Below are 18,505 nucleotides of genomic sequence, written 5' to 3'. Positions count from 1 at the left end.
CTGGGCAGGACGCCAGAACTTTGGAACTAACATATATTCAGTTTCATTTTTTCCCTGTATTCAAACCAGTCAAAATCTGCCCCTCGATGTTCGCCTGTAAAATCCTGACAGCAGATACCGACAAATGCTCCGGTAAAGCGCTCTATTCCTCTTTCTTTAAAATATTCATCGGAAAGTCTGCTGTAATCCTGAACATCTCCTACCTGTATCCAGTTCTGTCCGTCCATAGACACGCTGAACTGCGCTGACGCCCAGGATACTTTCACTTTCAAATAAACAGCTCCGTTTTCCGGTATTTCTATATCTTCCTTTAATGCATAGGTAAAGTTATTCAAATCATTGCTGAGTAAATTCACCACTCTGTGCTTCTTTTCATCACAGCTGACGTACAGATAAAAATAATTCATCGTATCATAAAAGCATGCCAGTCCTGCCATCTGCTGGAAAGATATTGGTGCAAACTCTACTTTTGTTTCTGCTTCATAACAAAAATGCTGCTGCCGGCGTGCCAGAAAACTCTGATAGTGTTTGGAACTCAATGATTCATGTCCATACAGACGCAGAAATCCTGGTCTTTCTTTCAGGGAATACATATCTTCCGTAAGCGGAACACGAAGTGACTGTAAATGTACATTCCACTTTTCCTGATCAAAATCATCTCTCCAGATTTCTATTGCATCTTCCTGCGGTACTTTTTCTGTTCCTCCATGCAGTACCGGCATTGCCACTTCTGTCTTTGCGGTATGGCTTCCATCTTCCAGACGGAGCCATCCCTCTTCGTTCCATTTCACTTTCTGAATGGCCGTTTCCCTTCCCATAACAGATCTTCCCCTGGATGGAAGCGGTCTTCCACAGAGATGTACCATGTACCATTCGCCATTTGGCGTCTCTACCAGATCCGCATGACCGGTCCTCTGCAATGGCAGTGTGCAGTCATATTTTGATGTTATAACCGGATTTTCCGGATCGATCTCATATGGCCCTTCGATCTGCTTCGCCCTCGCCATCGTCACAGCATGATTATAGAAGGTTCCGCCTTCTGCCGTAAGCAGATAATAATATCCATTTCTTTTATAAATATGAGGGCCTTCCGTAGTACCTATTTTACTGCCATGGAAAATATAGTGGCTCTCTCCCACCAACTTTCTCTCTTTTGCACTGTATTCTGTCAGTGCAATTCCTGACCAGTATGGGAATCCGGCTTTTCCGCCATCTTTGTGGCTGAGTACCACATTTACCAGCCATTTTCTTCCATCCTCATCATGAAACAGCGACGGATCAATACCACTTCCGTTTAAATAAACCGGATCGGACCACGGTCCCTCAATGTTCTCTGCCGTAACCAGATAATTGGAACAATCCCAGAACCGCCCAGTCAGATTTTTTACATTAGTATACACAAGATAAAACAGGCCGTCATCATAAGTCAGACACGGCGCATAGATTCCACCGGAATCCGGTACACCTAACATATCCAGTTTTTTCCGATCATCCAATGGATGACAGATCAGCTCCCAATGCTTTAAATCTCTGGAATGATGTATCTGTACCCCTGGAAACCATTCAAATGTGGATGTTGCAATATAATAATCATACCCTACACGAAGTATGGATGGATCAGGATTAAATCCTGTTAAAATTGGATTTTGAATCATATCAGACATACGCTCACCCCTTTACTGCTCCTGCGGATATGGATTCTGGAAGCTTCTTACTTACCAGCATATATCCAATGATACTTGGAATGGTTGCGATAACCAGACCTGCACCAATTGGCCCCCAGCTTGTGGCATATTCTCCTACCAGTGACATAATACCAACGGTAAGTGTTTTATATTCAGCTTTATTGATAAAGGTATTGGCAAACATCAGCTCATTCCAGGTATCCAGATAAGTAAAAATTGCAACCGTTGTAATGGCAGGTTTCACCATAGGCACCATAACATACGTAAAATTCTGTCTCAGGTTACAGCCGTCTATGATGGCTGCCTCTTCCAGTTCCAGCGGCACCGACTTAAAAAACATAGTCATAATATTGGTTGCCAGTGCCAGTCCAAATCCCACATAAGGAATAATCAATGACGCCCTTGTATTCAGAATTCCCAGCTTGCTGAAGTTCAAAAACAATGGGAGCAAAGATGCGTGAACCGGAATCATCATACCGGTAGTAATAAACAATAAAAAAGCATTGCTGTATTTCCATCTTAATCTGGCAATTGCATAAGAAGCCATAGTGGATAAAAGGATTACAAAGAAAATACTCAATCCGGTTACAATAATGCTGTTGAATAAATAAGTTCCGACTTTTGCATTCTTAAACGCTACTACATAGTTTTCAAATACCCACGGTTTTGGAAGTCCCAGTGCGTTCCCACCGAAAATCTGTTTATTATCTTTCAGGGAAAACATGATTAACCAGAATAGTGGATACAACTGTACCACTGCATAAATACATAATGCAATAAATACTACGACTCTCGCCGGCCTGATTGCCTGTCTGTTTTTCATTTTCATCACCTCACGCTGTTAATATGTATACTGTGTTGGTTTCCATTTGTTCAAAAGAATGGTAAAGATCAGACATTCCACTACAATGAAGATTGCCATAGAACTTCCATAACCATACAGATTCTTCTTAAAAATAGTCGTATACATTAACGTACTTGTTACTTCAGTTGCATGATCAGGACCACCATTCGTCAGTACATAGATGGTATCAAAAGCTTTTAACGCTCCGATTACAATCATAACAACTGTCGTTTTAATTGTCGGAAGTGATAACGGAATAATCACTTTCGTTGCCACCTGCAGTCTGGTTGCTCCGTCAATCTCTGCTGCCTCGAATACATCCGCCGGGATTCGTTTAATAGAGGAATATAACAGAAGCATGTAATATCCCACATACTTCCAGATCATAGCAATAAATACACAAATCAGTGCAGTATCCATATTTCCCAGCCAGGCGATCTTTGTCTGTAATATACCGAGTTTGGAAAGGATAGCATTTAACAATCCGTAATTTGGATTATAGATCATGCTCCATAACTGTCCCATTACTACGGAAGAAAATAAGACCGGAATAAAAAAGGCTGTTCGGAAAAAGGCTTCTCCTTTTATTCCTCTTGCCAGGATAATTGCCAGTACCAGCGCCAGTACCAATTGTATCACCAGTGACATTGCCGCCAAAATCAATGGATTTATTACTGCTTTTAAAAATCCATCTGTATTTCCGATAAACAGGGATTTATAATTTCCAAGACCCACAAATATTTTTTCTGAGATTCCATCCCAGGAATACAAACTATAATGAAAAGACATTACAATCGAAGATACTACTACAAAAAGGAAGATAATCAGTTCCGGCAGTATAAACAATGTAATTGCTTTCTTGTTACTCAACATTTTATTCATATGCGCTCCTCTTTCTGCAATACACTTGCTTCCCATTTCTATAAAAAGGCATAATTTTAGCAGGTTAAATACCCATATGTATCACGGATATCTAACCTGCCAGTTCTTACTGCATAATTTCTGTATTCATAGATACATATTCTTCCGGTGTAATATTACCCAAGAACAACTTTGATGCTGTATCCAAATGTTCTGTTGCCTGTTCCGCAAGAAGTGCATTATCCCACCACAGATTAATACCGCTGCAATCTTTATACAGATCATAAACAGATACCAGTAATGTATTCTCAATCTGGCTTACGTCCACATCTGTTTTCCATGCCGGAAGACCTGCGCCGCCAAGGAATACATTTTCAGAAAGTGTTTCACACATATATGCATATACTTCTACTACTTTTTCCGGATTTTCTACCTCGCTGTTAATCATAAATGTCTGATCAGCACCGCCAAGGAATTCTGTTGCGGCTCCGGCTGCACCATCAACTGCCGGGAAGTTTACAACTATTACATCATCCTTCACCTCGGAATCCATCACATTTGCACAGTACCAGCTTCCGCAGAAATACATTGGATATAAACCGGACGCAAATAATGTATAAGCTTCATCACGGCTTGTAGATGCTGCTCCTGCATCAAAGGCACCTGCATCTACCAGTTCTTTAAACAGCTCTGCTGCCTGAAGATCAGCTTCTGTATCATAGGTTGCTTCTCCATTCAGAATCTGATTCACATAATCTGCTCCTGCTGTTCTCTGTGTCAGCTGATCAGTCCACCATGCAATATCAGCCGGATTCTTTCCGCCAAGGGCAAATGGTACGGTTCCCTGTTCATTGAATGCTTTTACTGCGTCCAGCAGTTCATCAAATGTAGTAGGGATTTCAATTCCTGCCTCATCAAACATTGCCTTGTTGCAGTAAAGTACACCCACATTGGTTCTCAGCGGATAACCATACAGTTTTTCATCATAGGTAAAGAATGCGTCGGAACCTGAGATGAACTTGTCCTTCGTCTCATCGGATGTATAATCATCCAGACAAAGCACCTTTCCTGCGTCTACCCATGTCTCGGAAAATCCGCCACCCCATGTGTAGAAAATATCCGGCAGTTCATTTCCTGCTGCTGCAGTTTTCAGTTTTGTCTTATAGGAATCTCCAGAATCTGCTACTGCATCCATCACAAATTCTACCTCTGGGAACTTTTCCTGCACCTGTTCCATTGTTTTTGCAAATGCTGCTGCAGTTCCTCCATTTCCTTCCGGCCATGTATGCCACATGGAAATGGTAATCTTCTCAGCATCATCTGCCAGTGCCGTAACACTCATTGATCCCATAGCCAGTGCTGCTATTGTACATAATGCAACTACTCTTTTTTTCATTTTCGCTTCCTCCCACTTTTCAGGTTCTTATCTCTCATCTGATGTACTCAGTATAGCGAAAAACAGTCTCTTTATAAACGGAATAAAGCCACTCTTTATTCCGTTATTTTTACCTTTCTGCTCTCATCTTTGTGAGATTCTTTCGTCTTTCTTCGATTTTTTTTACTTTTTTCTGTTTCTTTTACCTTGCATGGATGACACGGTATTCATTAGTTGTCATCCCATAAAATTTGCGGAAACTGGAGCTGAAATATTTTGCATCACGAAATCCTACTTTTTCACTGATCTCATAGGCTCTTAAATTCGTATCCAGAAGCATTTCCCCTGCTTTTTTCAGACGGAGATTTGTCAGATAGCCTGAAAAAGTGATCTCATTCCTCTGACGGAATAATCTGCTTAAATAACTGGAATTCAGATAGAATCTCTGTGCTGTGGAAGTCAGTGACAGTTCCTGATCCGCATAATGCTCTTCCAGATATTTCAGTATCTCCTGCATAATACTTCCATTTTGCGAACTTCTTGCACTGGAAAAAGCATCCAGCACAGAATGAGTCAGATTCTTTGTCATATTTTTTAATTCGCTGGCTGTTTCAAGACGGAACACTCTCTCCTGTGCCTTCATACAATATTCGAAAGTATCAGTATCTCTCAGTCCATTCTGAATCAGATAATTGGACAGATGATTTACAATCGTAGATACCATAACCCGAACCGGCACAATATCTGAACTATCCATGGATATCTGATTTTCCATGCAGTTTTCTATAATCTCAAACGCACCGGAAAGTCTTCCGGCTTTTATCTCCTGAAACAACCCGGATACAGCTTCTTCCAGAGAAAATGCTGCGTCCGCCTCCCCTGACCATACATAGCTGTACTGAATGATCTGGTTGTTTCCAAGTATTGTTCTGTAATGCACCGCATCCTTGGCACTCTGAAAAGATCTGCTAACACTTTTTAATGTATTTCCCGGCTGTCCGACTCCAATGGTAAAAGGGCAGTTCATCTGTTCCATAAACAATACTTTGATCTCTTCCAGCACCGGCAGGAGATCAAACTGCGGATTGTTGGATAACAATACATTACAGTAATTCAGATCATGGAATAAATACAGATGATCAATTCCCACCAGCTGCTTTTCCAACAGTTTTCCACAGGCAGATGATATTAAGAACGGATCTCCGTCTGTAATGTGAAGTTCAAACAATATAATCTGAAAAAAGGAATTAGAAAAAGAAACATCAAACCAGTTTAACTGCTTCAGTATATTTTCCAGATTGCAGTTTGGCTGCAATAACGCGTTCAGGCTGTTGGCAATCAGAAATGTTTTGTTTTCTTCCAGATAGTCTTTTGTTTCCTGATATTCTTTTTCCTTTTTCTGCTCGTTGCAGATTTCTTCTTTTATCTTCTGAACTGTTTCTATAATTTTTTCTTCTTCCAGAGGCTTCAGTAAATATGCCGATACACCTGCCTCAATTCCTCTTGACGCATAATCAAATACACTGTGACCGGATAACAACACCATTCGAATATATGGATACTTTTTCTTTGCAATTCTGCAGAATTCTATTCCGTCCATATAGTCCATGCAGATATCCGAAAAAACGATATTTGGCTGTAATTCATCCAGAAGCTGAAGTCCTTCTTCTGCACAGGATGCCTCCCCGCAGATCTCAATTCCCAGACTTTCCCAGTCTACGATAAACTTTAAAAGTGTTCTGATATGTGCCTCATCATCAATGATAAACAATTTTAATTTTGCTGCCACTTCTATGATTCCCCTTTTTCATTTTTCGTAAATTCACTGATTTTAATCTCTATTTTAAGCCCCGGATCATTATCAAATATATTGATTTTACACGCCTCACCATAGAATAGCCTGAGCCGTTCCAGTGTCGCCGCAAGTCCAAAGCTCTTCGAAGAGCTATGGAAGGATGCCTCCAGCAGCTCCTGTTTCTGTTCTTCCTGCATTCCACGTCCATTATCTGACACCCGTATCACAAGCGTGTCATCCTCCAGCAGATGAAATGCAATTCGGATGATACCGTCATCCAGTCCATACACACCGTGCTTGATGCTGTTTTCCACTAATGGTTGCAAAATGAATTTCAGTATTTCCAGATTTTTCACCGACTCATCTATCTCATACTCCATCTCATAGCCGAGTTCTCCTGCAAAAGACAGTATTTTTATGTACTGATGAATGGTATTTACCTCATCGGAAATGGAAATAGTCGTTCTTCCTTTACTTAAAATTGTCTTATAATAGATTCCCATTGCCTGCAAAAGACGTCCTGCATTCTGTGTGTCTCCTGAGAGCACCAACACTCTCGCATGATCAAGTGTGTTATACAAAAAATGAGGTTTGAACTGATTCTGAAGTAAATTCAGTTCCAGATGTTTCCGGTGCTTTTCTGCAGCAATCTCCTGCTTCATCAAATCCGAAATTTCTTTTGCCATCTCATTGTAGCACTTTGCCAGACGTCCTATCTCATTTGACTCTGAAAACCTGGTCTCTATTTCAGAATAAGCTCCGGGTGCGAAGGAACTCATTTTATTTGCCAGTGTCGTGATCGGCTTTGCAAGCGAATGAGATACAAATAAAATGCCAATCCAGATCATTGTCACACTCAGAAAAAGTGTAAGAACAATTCCAGGTATTGCTTCCATCATACCGGTCTGTGGCATCTGTCCAACGGATCCTATGACAAGATTCCACTCTGGAAGTATTCGAAAAGACAGAATCTGTTTTTCCTTTTTTCCTCTCAAAATTATAGTTTCTTTTTCTGCAGTACTTTTTTGTATATAATCTGCTGCTTGAGCGATATCCTCCCCTAAAATATTATTCTCCTGCGCATCCAATATAAATCCCTGGCTGTGAAGCACTTTATCATCTGTAAAAACATTTATCAGATTTTCCATCTCAATATTCACAACCAGAAGACCTTTATCTTCCAATGTATTCAGATCTTTTATGATTCGAACAACTGACAGACCTTCTGTATTGTTATATATTTCTTTTGCATTAAAAACCATTGGTTTTCCTTCTGCGTCCCATACCTTCTGATAGCAGGGGAGGGATGTGATATCTGTATAAAGCAGATGCTTTCGATTCGAATATTCTGAAGAATAATGGTGTCCTGAAAAATCATATAAATATGCTGACAGACGAAACGGTGATGCAGAACAGAGATTATATAAAATATCTTCTACCGCAACCTCTCTCTGCGGAGACGTCCATGCGGTTGACAACGCATTCTGTACTGTCGTATTTCCCAGCACAGAAAATGACACCTTACTTGCTCCTTCCAGAACCGGAACCATTGCTTTATAGCTCAGATCCAGATTACTCGTCGCCATGCTTTGAAACTGTATTCTGTTTTTATGATTATTGTAATAGTTGGTAAACAGCATAGTCGGAACCATAACTATCAGAAACAATAACAGTGATATGGTAAAAAGATTGGTATGTATAGAATTGCTGTAGTATTTTTTTCGTATTGCCTTTATCATCCTGTATCTCTCCAGTCTCATATTTTCCTAATCCTATTTTAGGAGATTTTTTTCAGAATGGCAATCTTCTTCCTACATGACCAAAAACATGGTTGCCAGTATCCCCACAGCCGTTGCAATCAGTGCCCCTTTTACGGTATATCTCCCTTTTTTAATCTTTACTGCTGCAAAATAGACTCCCATGGTATAGAATACAGTCTCTGTACAGCTCATAAACACCGATGCCATCAGTCCGATCCTGGAATCTGGTCCATACTGCCGGAACAGGTCCAACGTCAGTCCCGTTGCTGCACTGGATGAAAAAAGCCGAACCAGTAATACCGGGAATATCTCCGTGGGAATTCCGGTAAATGAAAAGCATTTTTGCAGGATTTCTGTTATCTTCTCTAAGAGTCCGGAAGACCGCAGGACTCCAATTGCTGTCAGAAGACCAATCCATGTAGGGATCAGTTCTGCGGCTGTCCAGAGTCCCTTTTTTGCTCCTATCTGAAAAATCTCAAAAACACTGACTTTTTTTAATGTGCCATTTCCAACAATCACTGCCACAATGACTGGTATGACAATTACGGAAAGATATTCTGTTATCCACATAAAACACCCGAAACACCACTTTTTACAGTGTATGTTCCGGGTTCTGAATCATTACATTCTATGGTTCTTTTTTCTTACTAATACTGCCGTGAACATGCCAAGTGCTGCAAGCATTAGTACTACATACCATGTTACATTGGTCGTATCTCCTGTCTTGACTGCATTACCGCCGCCTGATGCAAGCTGTCTTGCTGCGGATGCAGATCCTCCATAATTGGCATATTCTGACTTATAGGATTTCTGCAGTTCTGACCTGGATACTGTCTGGGCATCTGCAGGTTTCTGCACATAGTCATTGGTGATCTCAGCAATCAGGTTCTTATTGCTGCTGTTCAGGTTCAGCCCCTGATCCGGATTATTTACCCTGAAAGTTGCACTGTCTCTCAGAGGTTTACCACTCTGATCTGTCTCTGCCACATAATAAGTCCCTGCCGGAATATTCTCAAAGGTTGCCTGTGCATAGACCTGATTCGTGGACATCACCAGTGGTTTTACACCTGCTTCTGTATATCTCTGATTCAGATCTTTATCCATAAACAGAGCACAGTAGAAAGTACCGTTAACTTTTATGGCTGTATTCTGGTAAGCAGCCCTCATAATCACACGAATCGTTCCATTGAATTTTCTTGTCTGCATGGTAACCATTGCTTTGTTTCCACTCTTATAAGTATGGAATGTACCTTTTCCAGCTTCATCATATCCGTCCGGAGCATTGGTTTCCACCAGAGTATATTCTGTCTCGGCTGCCAGTACCCCCTCAACCAGATGACCACCTTTCGCATCTGAAGTCCAGGAAACCGGATTACCATTTCTGTCCTTTACTACATTTCCATCCTCGTCACGAATCTCCAGTTTTGCGCCTCCCACATACTGAAGATTCTTATATTCATAAGTCTTTTTGCCATTCTTGATCACCTGTGTTCTGCTTTCATATCCTTTTCTGGATATCAGAACCTTCACCGTATCATCGGATATCTGTACCAGTTTCGCAGCTCTTGTGGAAGATGATAAAGTGAACATGGCTCCCGTTACATATTTTCCGGATTCATTAGCCGCCCCTACAATATATCCTGCCGGTGCTGTTTCCTGCTGCACGATATATGTCTTGCCCGGATCCAGAAGTCCTTTCACTTCTACAGGCTGGCTCTCTGTGGTAACTGTCTTCAGTACGGTACCATCACTGCTTTTGATATTTACTGTCGCACCTGCAATATAGCTTCCGGCGTATGGGGATGTCTCTGATACATTGTCGATAACCCCGACCTTCAGAACCGTAGCCTGATTGGTAAAGGTGATGCCCGGATTCTCTCCGGTCTCTTTTATAGTGTATCTGAAATTCTTACTCAGCTGAGCACTCTGTGCTGCATAATGCCCTGCTATATTTTCCTGCACAATTCGGTATGTCTCCCCTCTGCGGACATATCCGGTCTTCTGCACTTCTCCGTTGGAATCGGTGGTTCCGGAAATGAAGCGATACTTCTTATCCTTTACCTGTCCAATCTTTACTTTTACACCTTGTACCGGCTTGTTATTCTCATCTACAACTTTCACTGTTACAGTCATCGGCTGATAAGTTAATACGCCTTCTACCTGTGGTTTACTGTCTGTGATCTTCAGATCTGCTGATTTCTTTTCTTCGAAATAAGTCTTCGGAATCGTTGCTGTATCTCCGGTAATCGTATAGCTTCCGGCCGGAAGTCCCTTAATAATGGTCGTTCCCTTCTTATCTTCACTGGAAGATACTGTCAGCTTCACATTCTCTGCCATTGTGACAATATATTTCATTCCAGTAAAATAGGTCTTTCTGTTCTTCTGACTCACAGAGGTTACTTTTACAGTAGAATAGATGTTCTTTACCGTCAGATTCATGCCGGCTTCTTCAGCAGTAAGCGTTACTTTACCACTCTTCTGACCCCCTATCGCTTTTCCGGCCTTATTCTGATATACCGTATAATAATCTGCAGTCAGTCTGCTTTCCTTATCAGCAATATAATTACCACCTGCATCGATTACATAAGAAGCCGGCTCTTCTGTTTTACCTTTTGCTTCACTTTTTGCTTTAATGTCTCCATATAATGGAAGGTTTTCAATTTTGATTACAGATTCCTTTCCGCTTACCGGAATTGTGATGGTATTTTTCTTCACCTCAGCATCCTTTATCTCTTTACCGGATGCATCTGTGATTCTGATTGCCATATCTTCTTCTGTATCAGTCAGATCTTTCTTATTCTCTGCTGAAATTACCAGTGTACAGGAAGCTTTTTCCGCTCCCTGTACCCTGATCTCCATAGTAGTCACTTTTACTTCCGTGTCGTTCGTTTCTTTTGTCTGTACTGCAATCTTCTTTTCTGTCTGCTTTTCCGTCTGTGGTGCAATCTTTTTTTCTGTCTGTTTTTCGGTTGCCTTTGCTTTCTTCAACTGCTTGTTCTGTTTCAATGTCTTCGGCTTCTTTTCTGTCTGCTTCTCCGTCTCAGCCTTCTTCTCTGTTTCTTTTTCCTTTGTTACTGCAAATACATAATCAGAAAATCCATCTGTAGAAAACGTAATGATCTCTTTTCCGTCTTTTTCTTCTGTCTTGCTGATCTTCAGCTTATCGGCTTTCTGTTCTTCTGCAGTCTGCTTCTCCGTCTCGGCTTCACTTTCCTGCAATGCTGCTTTTTCTTTTTTCTTCTCCTCATCGGTTAAATCCCGGATATGAAATATCTCCAGGTCTTTTTCACTGAGATTTTTACAAAACTCATCTTTCTCAATCGAAAGTGTAACTTTTATATCAGCCTTTTCTCTGGATGTCAGTTCTATCTCTTTATTGTCTTTTTCAAAATGCAGATCGTAGATCTGATATCCCGCAATCTCATAATCTTCTGCTGCTTCTTTTGCAAGTGCCAGATCTTTTTTGGCTTCTTTGGAATCTTTCTTTACCACATCTGCCACCAATTCTGCACCCTTTGGCAGTTCCATATCATCCGGCAGTTCTACTGTAACCGTATAATTTTTCTCTTCTGCTGTATAGATTCCCTGTTCCTCTGTCTGTTCTTCTGTCTCCGTCGGCTTCTCAGACTGTTCTGTCGGCTTTTCTGTTGGTGTCTCGGTCGGGGCTTCTGTCGGAGTCTCAGTCGGCTTCTCTGTTGGGGGTTCTGTTGGCACTTCTGTCGGCTTTTCTGTCGGGGCTTCCGTTGGGGCCTCGGTCGGCGCTTCTGTTGGCGCCTCTGTTGGGGCTTCCGTTGGCGCCTCGGTTGGGGCTTCCGTTGGGGCCTCGGTCGGCGCTTCTGTTGGAGCTTCCGTCGGTGCCTCGGTCGGCGCTTCTGTTGGGGCTTCTGTCGGGGCTTCCGTCGGCTTTTCTGTTGGAGCTTCCGTCTCCACTGACTTTTTCTCAGCCCGCGTCTCTTCTACCGCCTGTGTTGCCACATCCTCCTCAGCCAGACCTGTGATACTGATATTTGAAAATAACATAGAGGCTGTCAGCAGTACTGCTGCTCCCCGTTTCCATCTATGTCTCATTATTTTTCCTCCATTTCCCCTGGTAGAATTTCATTTCTATTCCCAAGTATAACATGGTCAGTTCGTTTTTCCTATCTTAAAATTGTGAACTTTTCTTTAAGCTTTTTTTTGAAGTTTCCGTTATAACTCGTTTCCAGCCTCTGTGGATATACTCTGTTGCATACGGCTTTTCAGTTCTTTTGCCGCAGCACTTAAGGGATGCTGACGATCATATACCATGCAGACACTTCTTTGCGGTACACTTTCTCTCAGAGACAGTTCGATGATCTCTCCTTTTTCAATGGCTTCTCTTGCCATGGCTTCCGGCAGAAATGCCATTCCCAGTTCATTTTTTACCAGGGGCAGGATCTGGTCTGTGGTAGCTACTTCCGTATCTGGCATCAGCTCCAGCCCATGCCTTTCAAATATCTGTTGATAGAACTTCCATGTCTGAGTCTCCCTGCCAAGGCAGATAAAAGGATAATTCTGAACTTCTGCCAGTGACAATTCCTGACTTCCCAATGCCATAAATGTCTTTCCTCCCACCAGAATCTCCTGAAATGAATACAGATCTACTTTTTTTAACGGCGTCTCTACATCTGTTGGCGTCGTCACCACTGCAAAATCGATCTCACCATTTTTTACTGCCTGCACCGCCTGTGGCGTGGAATGATTGTAAATCTTCAGACGAATGCCTGGATATTCCATATGGAAAGTCCGCAGTTTTTCCAGAAGATAAATATTCAATGCCGTCTCACTGGCACCGATGGAGATGGTTCCATGCTCCAGTCCGCTGCTCTCATGCAGCTCCTCTTCTGCAGTCTGCAGCTGTTCCATGGCTGCAGATACCCGGATATACAGCTTCTCTCCCTCAGGAGTCAGCCGCACACCGCGATTAGTCCGAATAAACAGCGTGCAGTGAATCTCCTGCTCCAGAAGATTCATGGCACGTGTGATATTCGGCTGACTGTTCCCCATGGCACGGGCAGCCCTGGTAAAATTCTGATACTTTGCCACATAGTAAAAGATCCGATAATATTCCAGATTTACATTCATATTCTTCTCCTGCCATATTATATACTGATATCTAATATATCAATAATACTTTTTACATATTTCTATGTTCCATAGTATAATAGCTCTCGTTAAAAAAAGAAACACAATCTTTTACAAAGGAGCGAAAAAACATGTTAACTGCTGTAACTGGTATCAACTGGGGTGATGAAGGCAAGGGACGTGTTATTGATCTGCTTGCTGAAAAAGCGGACGTAGTTGTTCGTTATCAGGGTGGAAACAATGCCGGTCATACCGTTGTCACCAATCAGGGAAAATTCATTCTTAACCTTCTGCCTTCCGGTATTTTACATAAAAATGTAGTCTGTGTTCTGGGAGATGGCATGGTAGTGGATCTGGAACATCTGTCCGGTGAGATAACTCAGATCCGGGAAAAGGGTATATCCGTAGGACCGGAAAATCTGAAGCTCTCTACCCGTGCTACCATCTCTATGCCATGGCACCGGATTCAGGACATCCTGGAAGAGGATCGTCTCGCCAGGAGCGGTTCCGCCTTTGGTTCCACCAGACGCGGTATCGCCTATGCATACAGTGATAAATATCGTAAGAAAACTCTGCGTCTGGGTGATCTGCTCCATCTGGAAGAAGAATCCGTTCAGTCCCGTCTGAAGGTGATGCTGGATGCCAAAAATATGGAACTGGCAGGATGCTATCATCAGGAACCGATGTCCTTCCCGGCACTTCTGCTTTGGTGTCGGAAGCAGTCTGAACTTTTTGCACCTTATATCTGTGATACCGGAAGTTATCTGTCTGCATCTCTGTCTGTTGGCAAAAGGGTAGTGCTGGAAGCCCAGCTGGGTGCCATGCGTGACATTGACTACGGTATTTTCCCGTATACTTCCAGTTCCTCTACCATTTCTGCCTATGGTCCAATCGGCGCCGGTGTTCCCGGACACCACCTGGATCATGTAGTGGGTGTATTAAAAGCTTACTCCACCTGTGTAGGTGCCGGTCCTTTTGCTGCTGAAAAAGCCATGCCAGAGTCCTGGATGGAGAAGCTGAGAAGCGAAGGCGGTGAGTATGGTGCTGCTACCGGACGTCCACGTCGTGTGGGACCTTTTGATGCTGTTGCCAGTCTCTATGGCCTGAAATGTCAGAATGCAGACAAGATTGCCCTGACCAAACTGGATGTGCTCAGTAACATGTCCGAAATACCGATTATCACCGGATACCGTTATGAAAACAAACAGATGGATGCCTTTGATCCTTTTGAAAATCTGGATGACGTCACACCGGTCATTCAGACGGTTCCGGGATGGCAGAAAGACATTTCTACTATTCGTAAGTATGAAGATCTTCCATATTATGCACGGAAATATGTCGAAACACTGGAGCATCTGCTGCATGCGGACATTCAGTTCATCTCCGTGGGAGCCAAACGAGATGAATATCTGCTGAGAGGAGCATGGTTATGAGACATCTGATAGATCCTCTGGATTTTACACCGGAAGAAACCAATAACATCCTGGATTTTGCCGATCGGATCGTCACCAACCGTTCTGCTTATGCACATATCGCCGACGGCAAAAAACTGGCGACTCTTTTTTATGAACCAAGTACTCGCACCCGGCTGTCCTTTGAATCTGCCATGCTGAGCCTGGGCGGTCAGACTCTGGGATTTGCCGATGCAGAGCAGTCCAGCGCCACCAAGGGCGAAACTGTGGTAGATACTGTCCGTGTCATCAGCTGTTATGCAGATATTATTGCCATGCGCCATCCAAAGGAAGGAGCACCCTTACGTGCATCCATGTATTCCACAGTTCCTGTCATCAATGCCGGAGACGGTGGACACATTCATCCATCTCAAACACTGATTGACCTGCTGACGATCCGCCAGCGAAAAGGACGTCTGGATCATCTGACGGTAGGATTCTGCGGTGATCTGAAGTTCGGTCGTACCGTACACTCTCTTGTGAACAGTCTGGTACGCTATCCGGGCAATCAGTTTTACTTTATCTCACCGGAAGAGCTACGCGTTCCCGATTATCTGATTGACGATACACTGAAGCCATCTGGCATTTCTTATGCGGAAGTCACAAGTCTGGAAAAAACTCTTCCAAAACTGGATGTGCTGTATATGACCAGAGTTCAGAAAGAACGTTTTTTTAATGAAGAAGATTATATCCGCCTAAAAGGAACTTACATTCTGACAAAAAAGATGCTCCAGGCAGCCAGTCCTGACATGCCGGTTCTTCATCCACTGCCAAGAGTAGATGAGATCACACCGGATGTGGATACAGACAGCAGAGCTGCATATTTCCAGCAGGTTCAGAATGGTGTCTATATCCGCATGGCACTGATTGCGTCTCTTTTAGGTCTGGAAGATCCACTGACCGGAAAGAAGGTATTGCCATGTTAAAAATAGAATCTATTCAGAACGGCGTTGTTATTGACCATATCACCAATGGGCAGGGCATGAACATTTATCAGTTGCTGCATCTGGAAGACCAGAAACAATCTGTGGCTTTGCTGCAGTCTGTCCGCAGCCAGAAGTACGGTCACAAAGACCTGATCAAGATCGAAGGTGAGACCCTACCGGAACGTCTGGACATTCTGGGATATCTGGATGATAAGATTACACTGATTGTGATCCGTGACGGCGAAGTGGTAAAAAAATATCACCCGGTTCCGCCTGAATATCTGAAAAATGTTATTCAGTGCAAAAATCCACGGTGTATCACCAGTATCGAGATCGGATGTGACCATATTTTCAAAATGTCACCGTCCGGTATCTACCGTTGTATTTACTGTAATCAGAAGATTTCTGTTCATTAAGGGAGGCTGATTCAGAAATGAAAACTACTATTTTTCCAAGGGAAGAACATACACAGACACTGTTCCGTGAAATTCTTAAAAACCCTTCTGCCTGCGAACGTCTGCAAGATACATTCTGTGAATACCTGAACAACAACGAAGAAATCGGAGAGGTTCCTTCCCGGGATTTTGCAGAGGCACTGTTTCAGGCATACACCAATCAGGATCTGTCCGCTTTTCTGATGATCATCTGTCAGAATACTACGTTTGATCTTCTACGGAACGCATTCCTGATTCCTTACTGTTTTGATGCTGACAATATTCAGAATCCGGTGATCATGACAGACAGCTCCGGAGCCCTTCTCCCGGCATTCCCGCTGTCTGAACACGAACGGGATTACCATCGTTTTCTTGAAGCATACAAGATTCAGGGGTATCCGAAAAATATGTTTCTTGCACAGGCACATCGATACAGCCATTCTTATGATGAGAAAAATATGCATGTGATTCACCGTGTCCTGGAAAAACACACTGGTATTCTTATGATTCGTGAGCTTCCGGATTCTGTGAAGAAAAAAGAAACCGAGGCAGAAGTCTATGCTGCTTTATGGAATCTGATGATCCAGTTGGAAAACGAACTGCCTATGTCTTTCGTTTTCTACGGACAGGATTCCCTCGCAGAAAACCGGCAGCGGTTTGATGAAGTTGGCATCTTTCTCCCGAATTCTGTGTTTTTACGGGAACTGGAAAAACATATTGCAAAAGCAGAGGCGATTATTCATGAATACTAAGACTCCTTCCATAACGGCTTCCTCCTCTTTTGTGGATATTATGGAAAAAAATCATATGGAAATTCCATGGCACGATTATACCAATAATGACAGTGATGTTCTGATCTGCAAAGCCGGATTGATTGAAAAGGCTTCTGTCATAGGACGCGTAGGACTGATCATGCTTTCCTGTGGCACCGGTGCCTGGCGTGTCCGTTCCTCTATGAATAAATTATCACGGGAGTTAGGTGTAACATGTACCGTTGACATCGGTCTGATGTCAATTGAATTTAACTGTTTTGACGGTCATGACTGCGTTTCCCAGTCCTTAAGCATTCCCAATACCGGTGTTAATACATCAAAACTGTACCGAATGGAACAGTTTGTAGACAGTTTTCCGGATAAGGAAGCTCACATGACCGGCGAGGAGATTCATCAGTGCCTGGATCAGATTGAAGAAATTCATACCCTGTATTCTCCTTCCACCCTGGGTCTTGCTGCGGCACTTGCCTGCTGTGGCTTCACCTTTCTCCTGGGTGGCGGAATCTCTGAAATGATATTTGCATTTTTTGCAGCCGGAATCGGAAATGCATTGCGTACAAAACTGATCAAGCATCATTTTACGCTTTTCCTGAATGTTGCATTGTCCGTATCCACCGCATGCCTGATCTATGCCTGCTTGCTGAAAGCCGCAGAACTGATTTTTCATATTTCTGTACTTCATGAAGCAGGTTATATCTGTTCCATGCTGTTTATTATTCCAGGCTTTCCATTTATCACCAGCGGCATCGATCTGGCAAAACTGGATCTGCGATCCGGACTGGAACGGCTCACTTACTCCGTCATTATTGTTCTGGTTGCAACAATGTTCGCCTGGATCATGGCACTGATTCTAAAGCTGCAGCCGGTGGATTTTCTCTCCATCCATCTTGACACAGGAAGCATGCTGGTTTTCCGGCTACTTGCAAGCTTCTGCGGTGTCTTCGGATTCTCCATTATGTTTAACAGCCCGGTACCTATGACTACCACAGCCGCGCTGATCGGTGCACTTGCTAACACGCTCCGTCTTGAGCTGGTTGACCTTGCAGGACTCCCCCCTGCCGCTGCTGCATTTATCGGTGCACTGACCGCTGGTCTTCTGGCCTCTGCAATCAAACAGTATAATGGTTATCCAAGGATCTCCCTTACGGTGCCATCTATTGTGATTATGGTACCGGGACTTTACCTGTACCGTGCGATCTATAACTTTGGCATTATGTCCCTGGCAGATGCGGTCTCTTGGTTCGCTGCTGCAGCCATGATTATCATGGCACTCCCCCTGGGACTGATCTTTGCACGTATCCTTACCGACCGTACATTCCGGTACTGCACCTGATCATCAGGTGTATTACAAACGCAATTCCACATTATATTTGCCTGGATAGCCGAGGGAACGTGTTCTCATCTGATCCGCACCTTACAAAAAGTGTGATGGCACGTCATTTTTGAAGTGTGATGAATTTTTGATGAAAATTTTCTTAAAAATCCTCTGCGGGTATTG

14 protein-coding genes are annotated in these 18,505 nt (G+C 43.0%); 5 read left to right on the top strand and 9 right to left on the bottom strand.

Annotated features, from left to right (window positions below):
- Nucleotides 1-26: 26 nt before the first annotated feature.
- The 9 genes from H8716_RS12360 to H8716_RS12320 all read right to left on the bottom strand — a co-directional run bounded on the left by H8716_RS12360 (nucleotide 27) and on the right by H8716_RS12320 (nucleotide 13,423).
- On the bottom strand, nucleotides 27-1,664 hold the full coding sequence (locus H8716_RS12360) for a glycoside hydrolase family 43 protein (RefSeq protein WP_330606614.1): 1,638 nt from the start codon (nucleotides 1,662-1,664) through the stop codon (nucleotides 27-29).
- 4 nt (nucleotides 1,665-1,668) lie between these two features.
- The gene (locus H8716_RS12355; RefSeq protein ID WP_249309215.1) at nucleotides 1,669-2,508 is read right to left on the bottom strand and encodes a carbohydrate ABC transporter permease; all 840 of its coding nucleotides are present in this window, start codon (nucleotides 2,506-2,508) and stop codon (nucleotides 1,669-1,671) included.
- Between the two features lie 18 nt (nucleotides 2,509-2,526).
- On the bottom strand, nucleotides 2,527-3,411 hold the full coding sequence (locus H8716_RS12350; protein ID WP_249309214.1) for a carbohydrate ABC transporter permease: 885 nt from the start codon (nucleotides 3,409-3,411) through the stop codon (nucleotides 2,527-2,529).
- A gap of 106 nt (nucleotides 3,412-3,517) precedes the next feature.
- The gene (locus tag H8716_RS12345) at nucleotides 3,518-4,786 is read right to left on the bottom strand and encodes an ABC transporter substrate-binding protein (protein WP_249309212.1); all 1,269 of its coding nucleotides are present in this window, start codon (nucleotides 4,784-4,786) and stop codon (nucleotides 3,518-3,520) included.
- A gap of 181 nt (nucleotides 4,787-4,967) precedes the next feature.
- Nucleotides 4,968-6,554 carry a response regulator gene (locus H8716_RS12340; protein ID WP_249309210.1) on the bottom strand — a complete coding sequence of 529 codons (1,587 nt, stop codon included), beginning with the start codon at nucleotides 6,552-6,554 and terminating at the stop codon, nucleotides 4,968-4,970.
- 2 nt (nucleotides 6,555-6,556) lie between these two features.
- Complete coding sequence (locus H8716_RS12335; RefSeq protein ID WP_249309208.1) at nucleotides 6,557-8,299, bottom strand: sensor histidine kinase; 1,743 nt, start codon at nucleotides 8,297-8,299, stop codon at nucleotides 6,557-6,559.
- A 72-nt stretch (nucleotides 8,300-8,371) separates the two neighbouring features.
- Nucleotides 8,372-8,890, bottom strand: a complete 519-nt coding sequence (locus tag H8716_RS12330; RefSeq protein ID WP_249309206.1) for a nucleoside recognition domain-containing protein — start codon at nucleotides 8,888-8,890, stop codon at nucleotides 8,372-8,374.
- 51 nt (nucleotides 8,891-8,941) lie between these two features.
- Nucleotides 8,942-12,388 (bottom strand): SpaA isopeptide-forming pilin-related protein, encoded by a 3,447-nt coding sequence (locus tag H8716_RS12325; protein WP_249309204.1) that lies wholly within the window; start codon nucleotides 12,386-12,388, stop codon nucleotides 8,942-8,944.
- Nucleotides 12,389-12,508: 120 nt separating this feature from the next.
- On the bottom strand, nucleotides 12,509-13,423 hold the full coding sequence (locus H8716_RS12320) for a LysR family transcriptional regulator (RefSeq protein WP_249309202.1): 915 nt from the start codon (nucleotides 13,421-13,423) through the stop codon (nucleotides 12,509-12,511).
- Between the two features lie 131 nt (nucleotides 13,424-13,554).
- Between H8716_RS12320 and H8716_RS12315 the strand changes: the two genes are divergently transcribed.
- The 5 genes from H8716_RS12315 to H8716_RS12295 are packed head-to-tail and all read left to right on the top strand — an operon-like array spanning nucleotide 13,555 to nucleotide 18,340.
- Nucleotides 13,555-14,856 (top strand): adenylosuccinate synthase, encoded by a 1,302-nt coding sequence (locus H8716_RS12315; protein WP_249309201.1) that lies wholly within the window; start codon nucleotides 13,555-13,557, stop codon nucleotides 14,854-14,856.
- On the top strand, nucleotides 14,853-15,800 hold the full coding sequence (gene pyrB / locus H8716_RS12310; RefSeq protein ID WP_249309200.1) for an aspartate carbamoyltransferase: 948 nt from the start codon (nucleotides 14,853-14,855) through the stop codon (nucleotides 15,798-15,800). Before H8716_RS12315 ends, pyrB begins: the two co-directional genes overlap by 4 nt.
- A complete protein-coding gene (locus H8716_RS12305; RefSeq protein ID WP_249309197.1) occupies nucleotides 15,794-16,216 on the top strand; it encodes an aspartate carbamoyltransferase regulatory subunit in 423 nt (140 codons plus the stop codon). Before pyrB ends, H8716_RS12305 begins: the two co-directional genes overlap by 7 nt.
- A 17-nt stretch (nucleotides 16,217-16,233) precedes the next feature.
- A complete protein-coding gene (locus tag H8716_RS12300) occupies nucleotides 16,234-16,986 on the top strand; it encodes a DUF4866 domain-containing protein (RefSeq protein ID WP_249309195.1) in 753 nt (250 codons plus the stop codon).
- A complete protein-coding gene (locus H8716_RS12295; RefSeq protein ID WP_249309193.1) occupies nucleotides 16,976-18,340 on the top strand; it encodes a threonine/serine exporter family protein in 1,365 nt (454 codons plus the stop codon). Before H8716_RS12300 ends, H8716_RS12295 begins: the two co-directional genes overlap by 11 nt.
- Nucleotides 18,341-18,505 lie beyond the last annotated feature (165 nt).

Origin of the sequence: Jingyaoa shaoxingensis (assembly GCF_014385005.1) — a bacterium.
Taxonomy (GTDB): domain Bacteria; phylum Bacillota; class Clostridia; order Lachnospirales; family Lachnospiraceae; genus Marvinbryantia; species Marvinbryantia shaoxingensis.
Note: the sequence above shows the minus strand (reverse complement) of the source record. Positions and strands in the feature narration are given on the sequence as shown.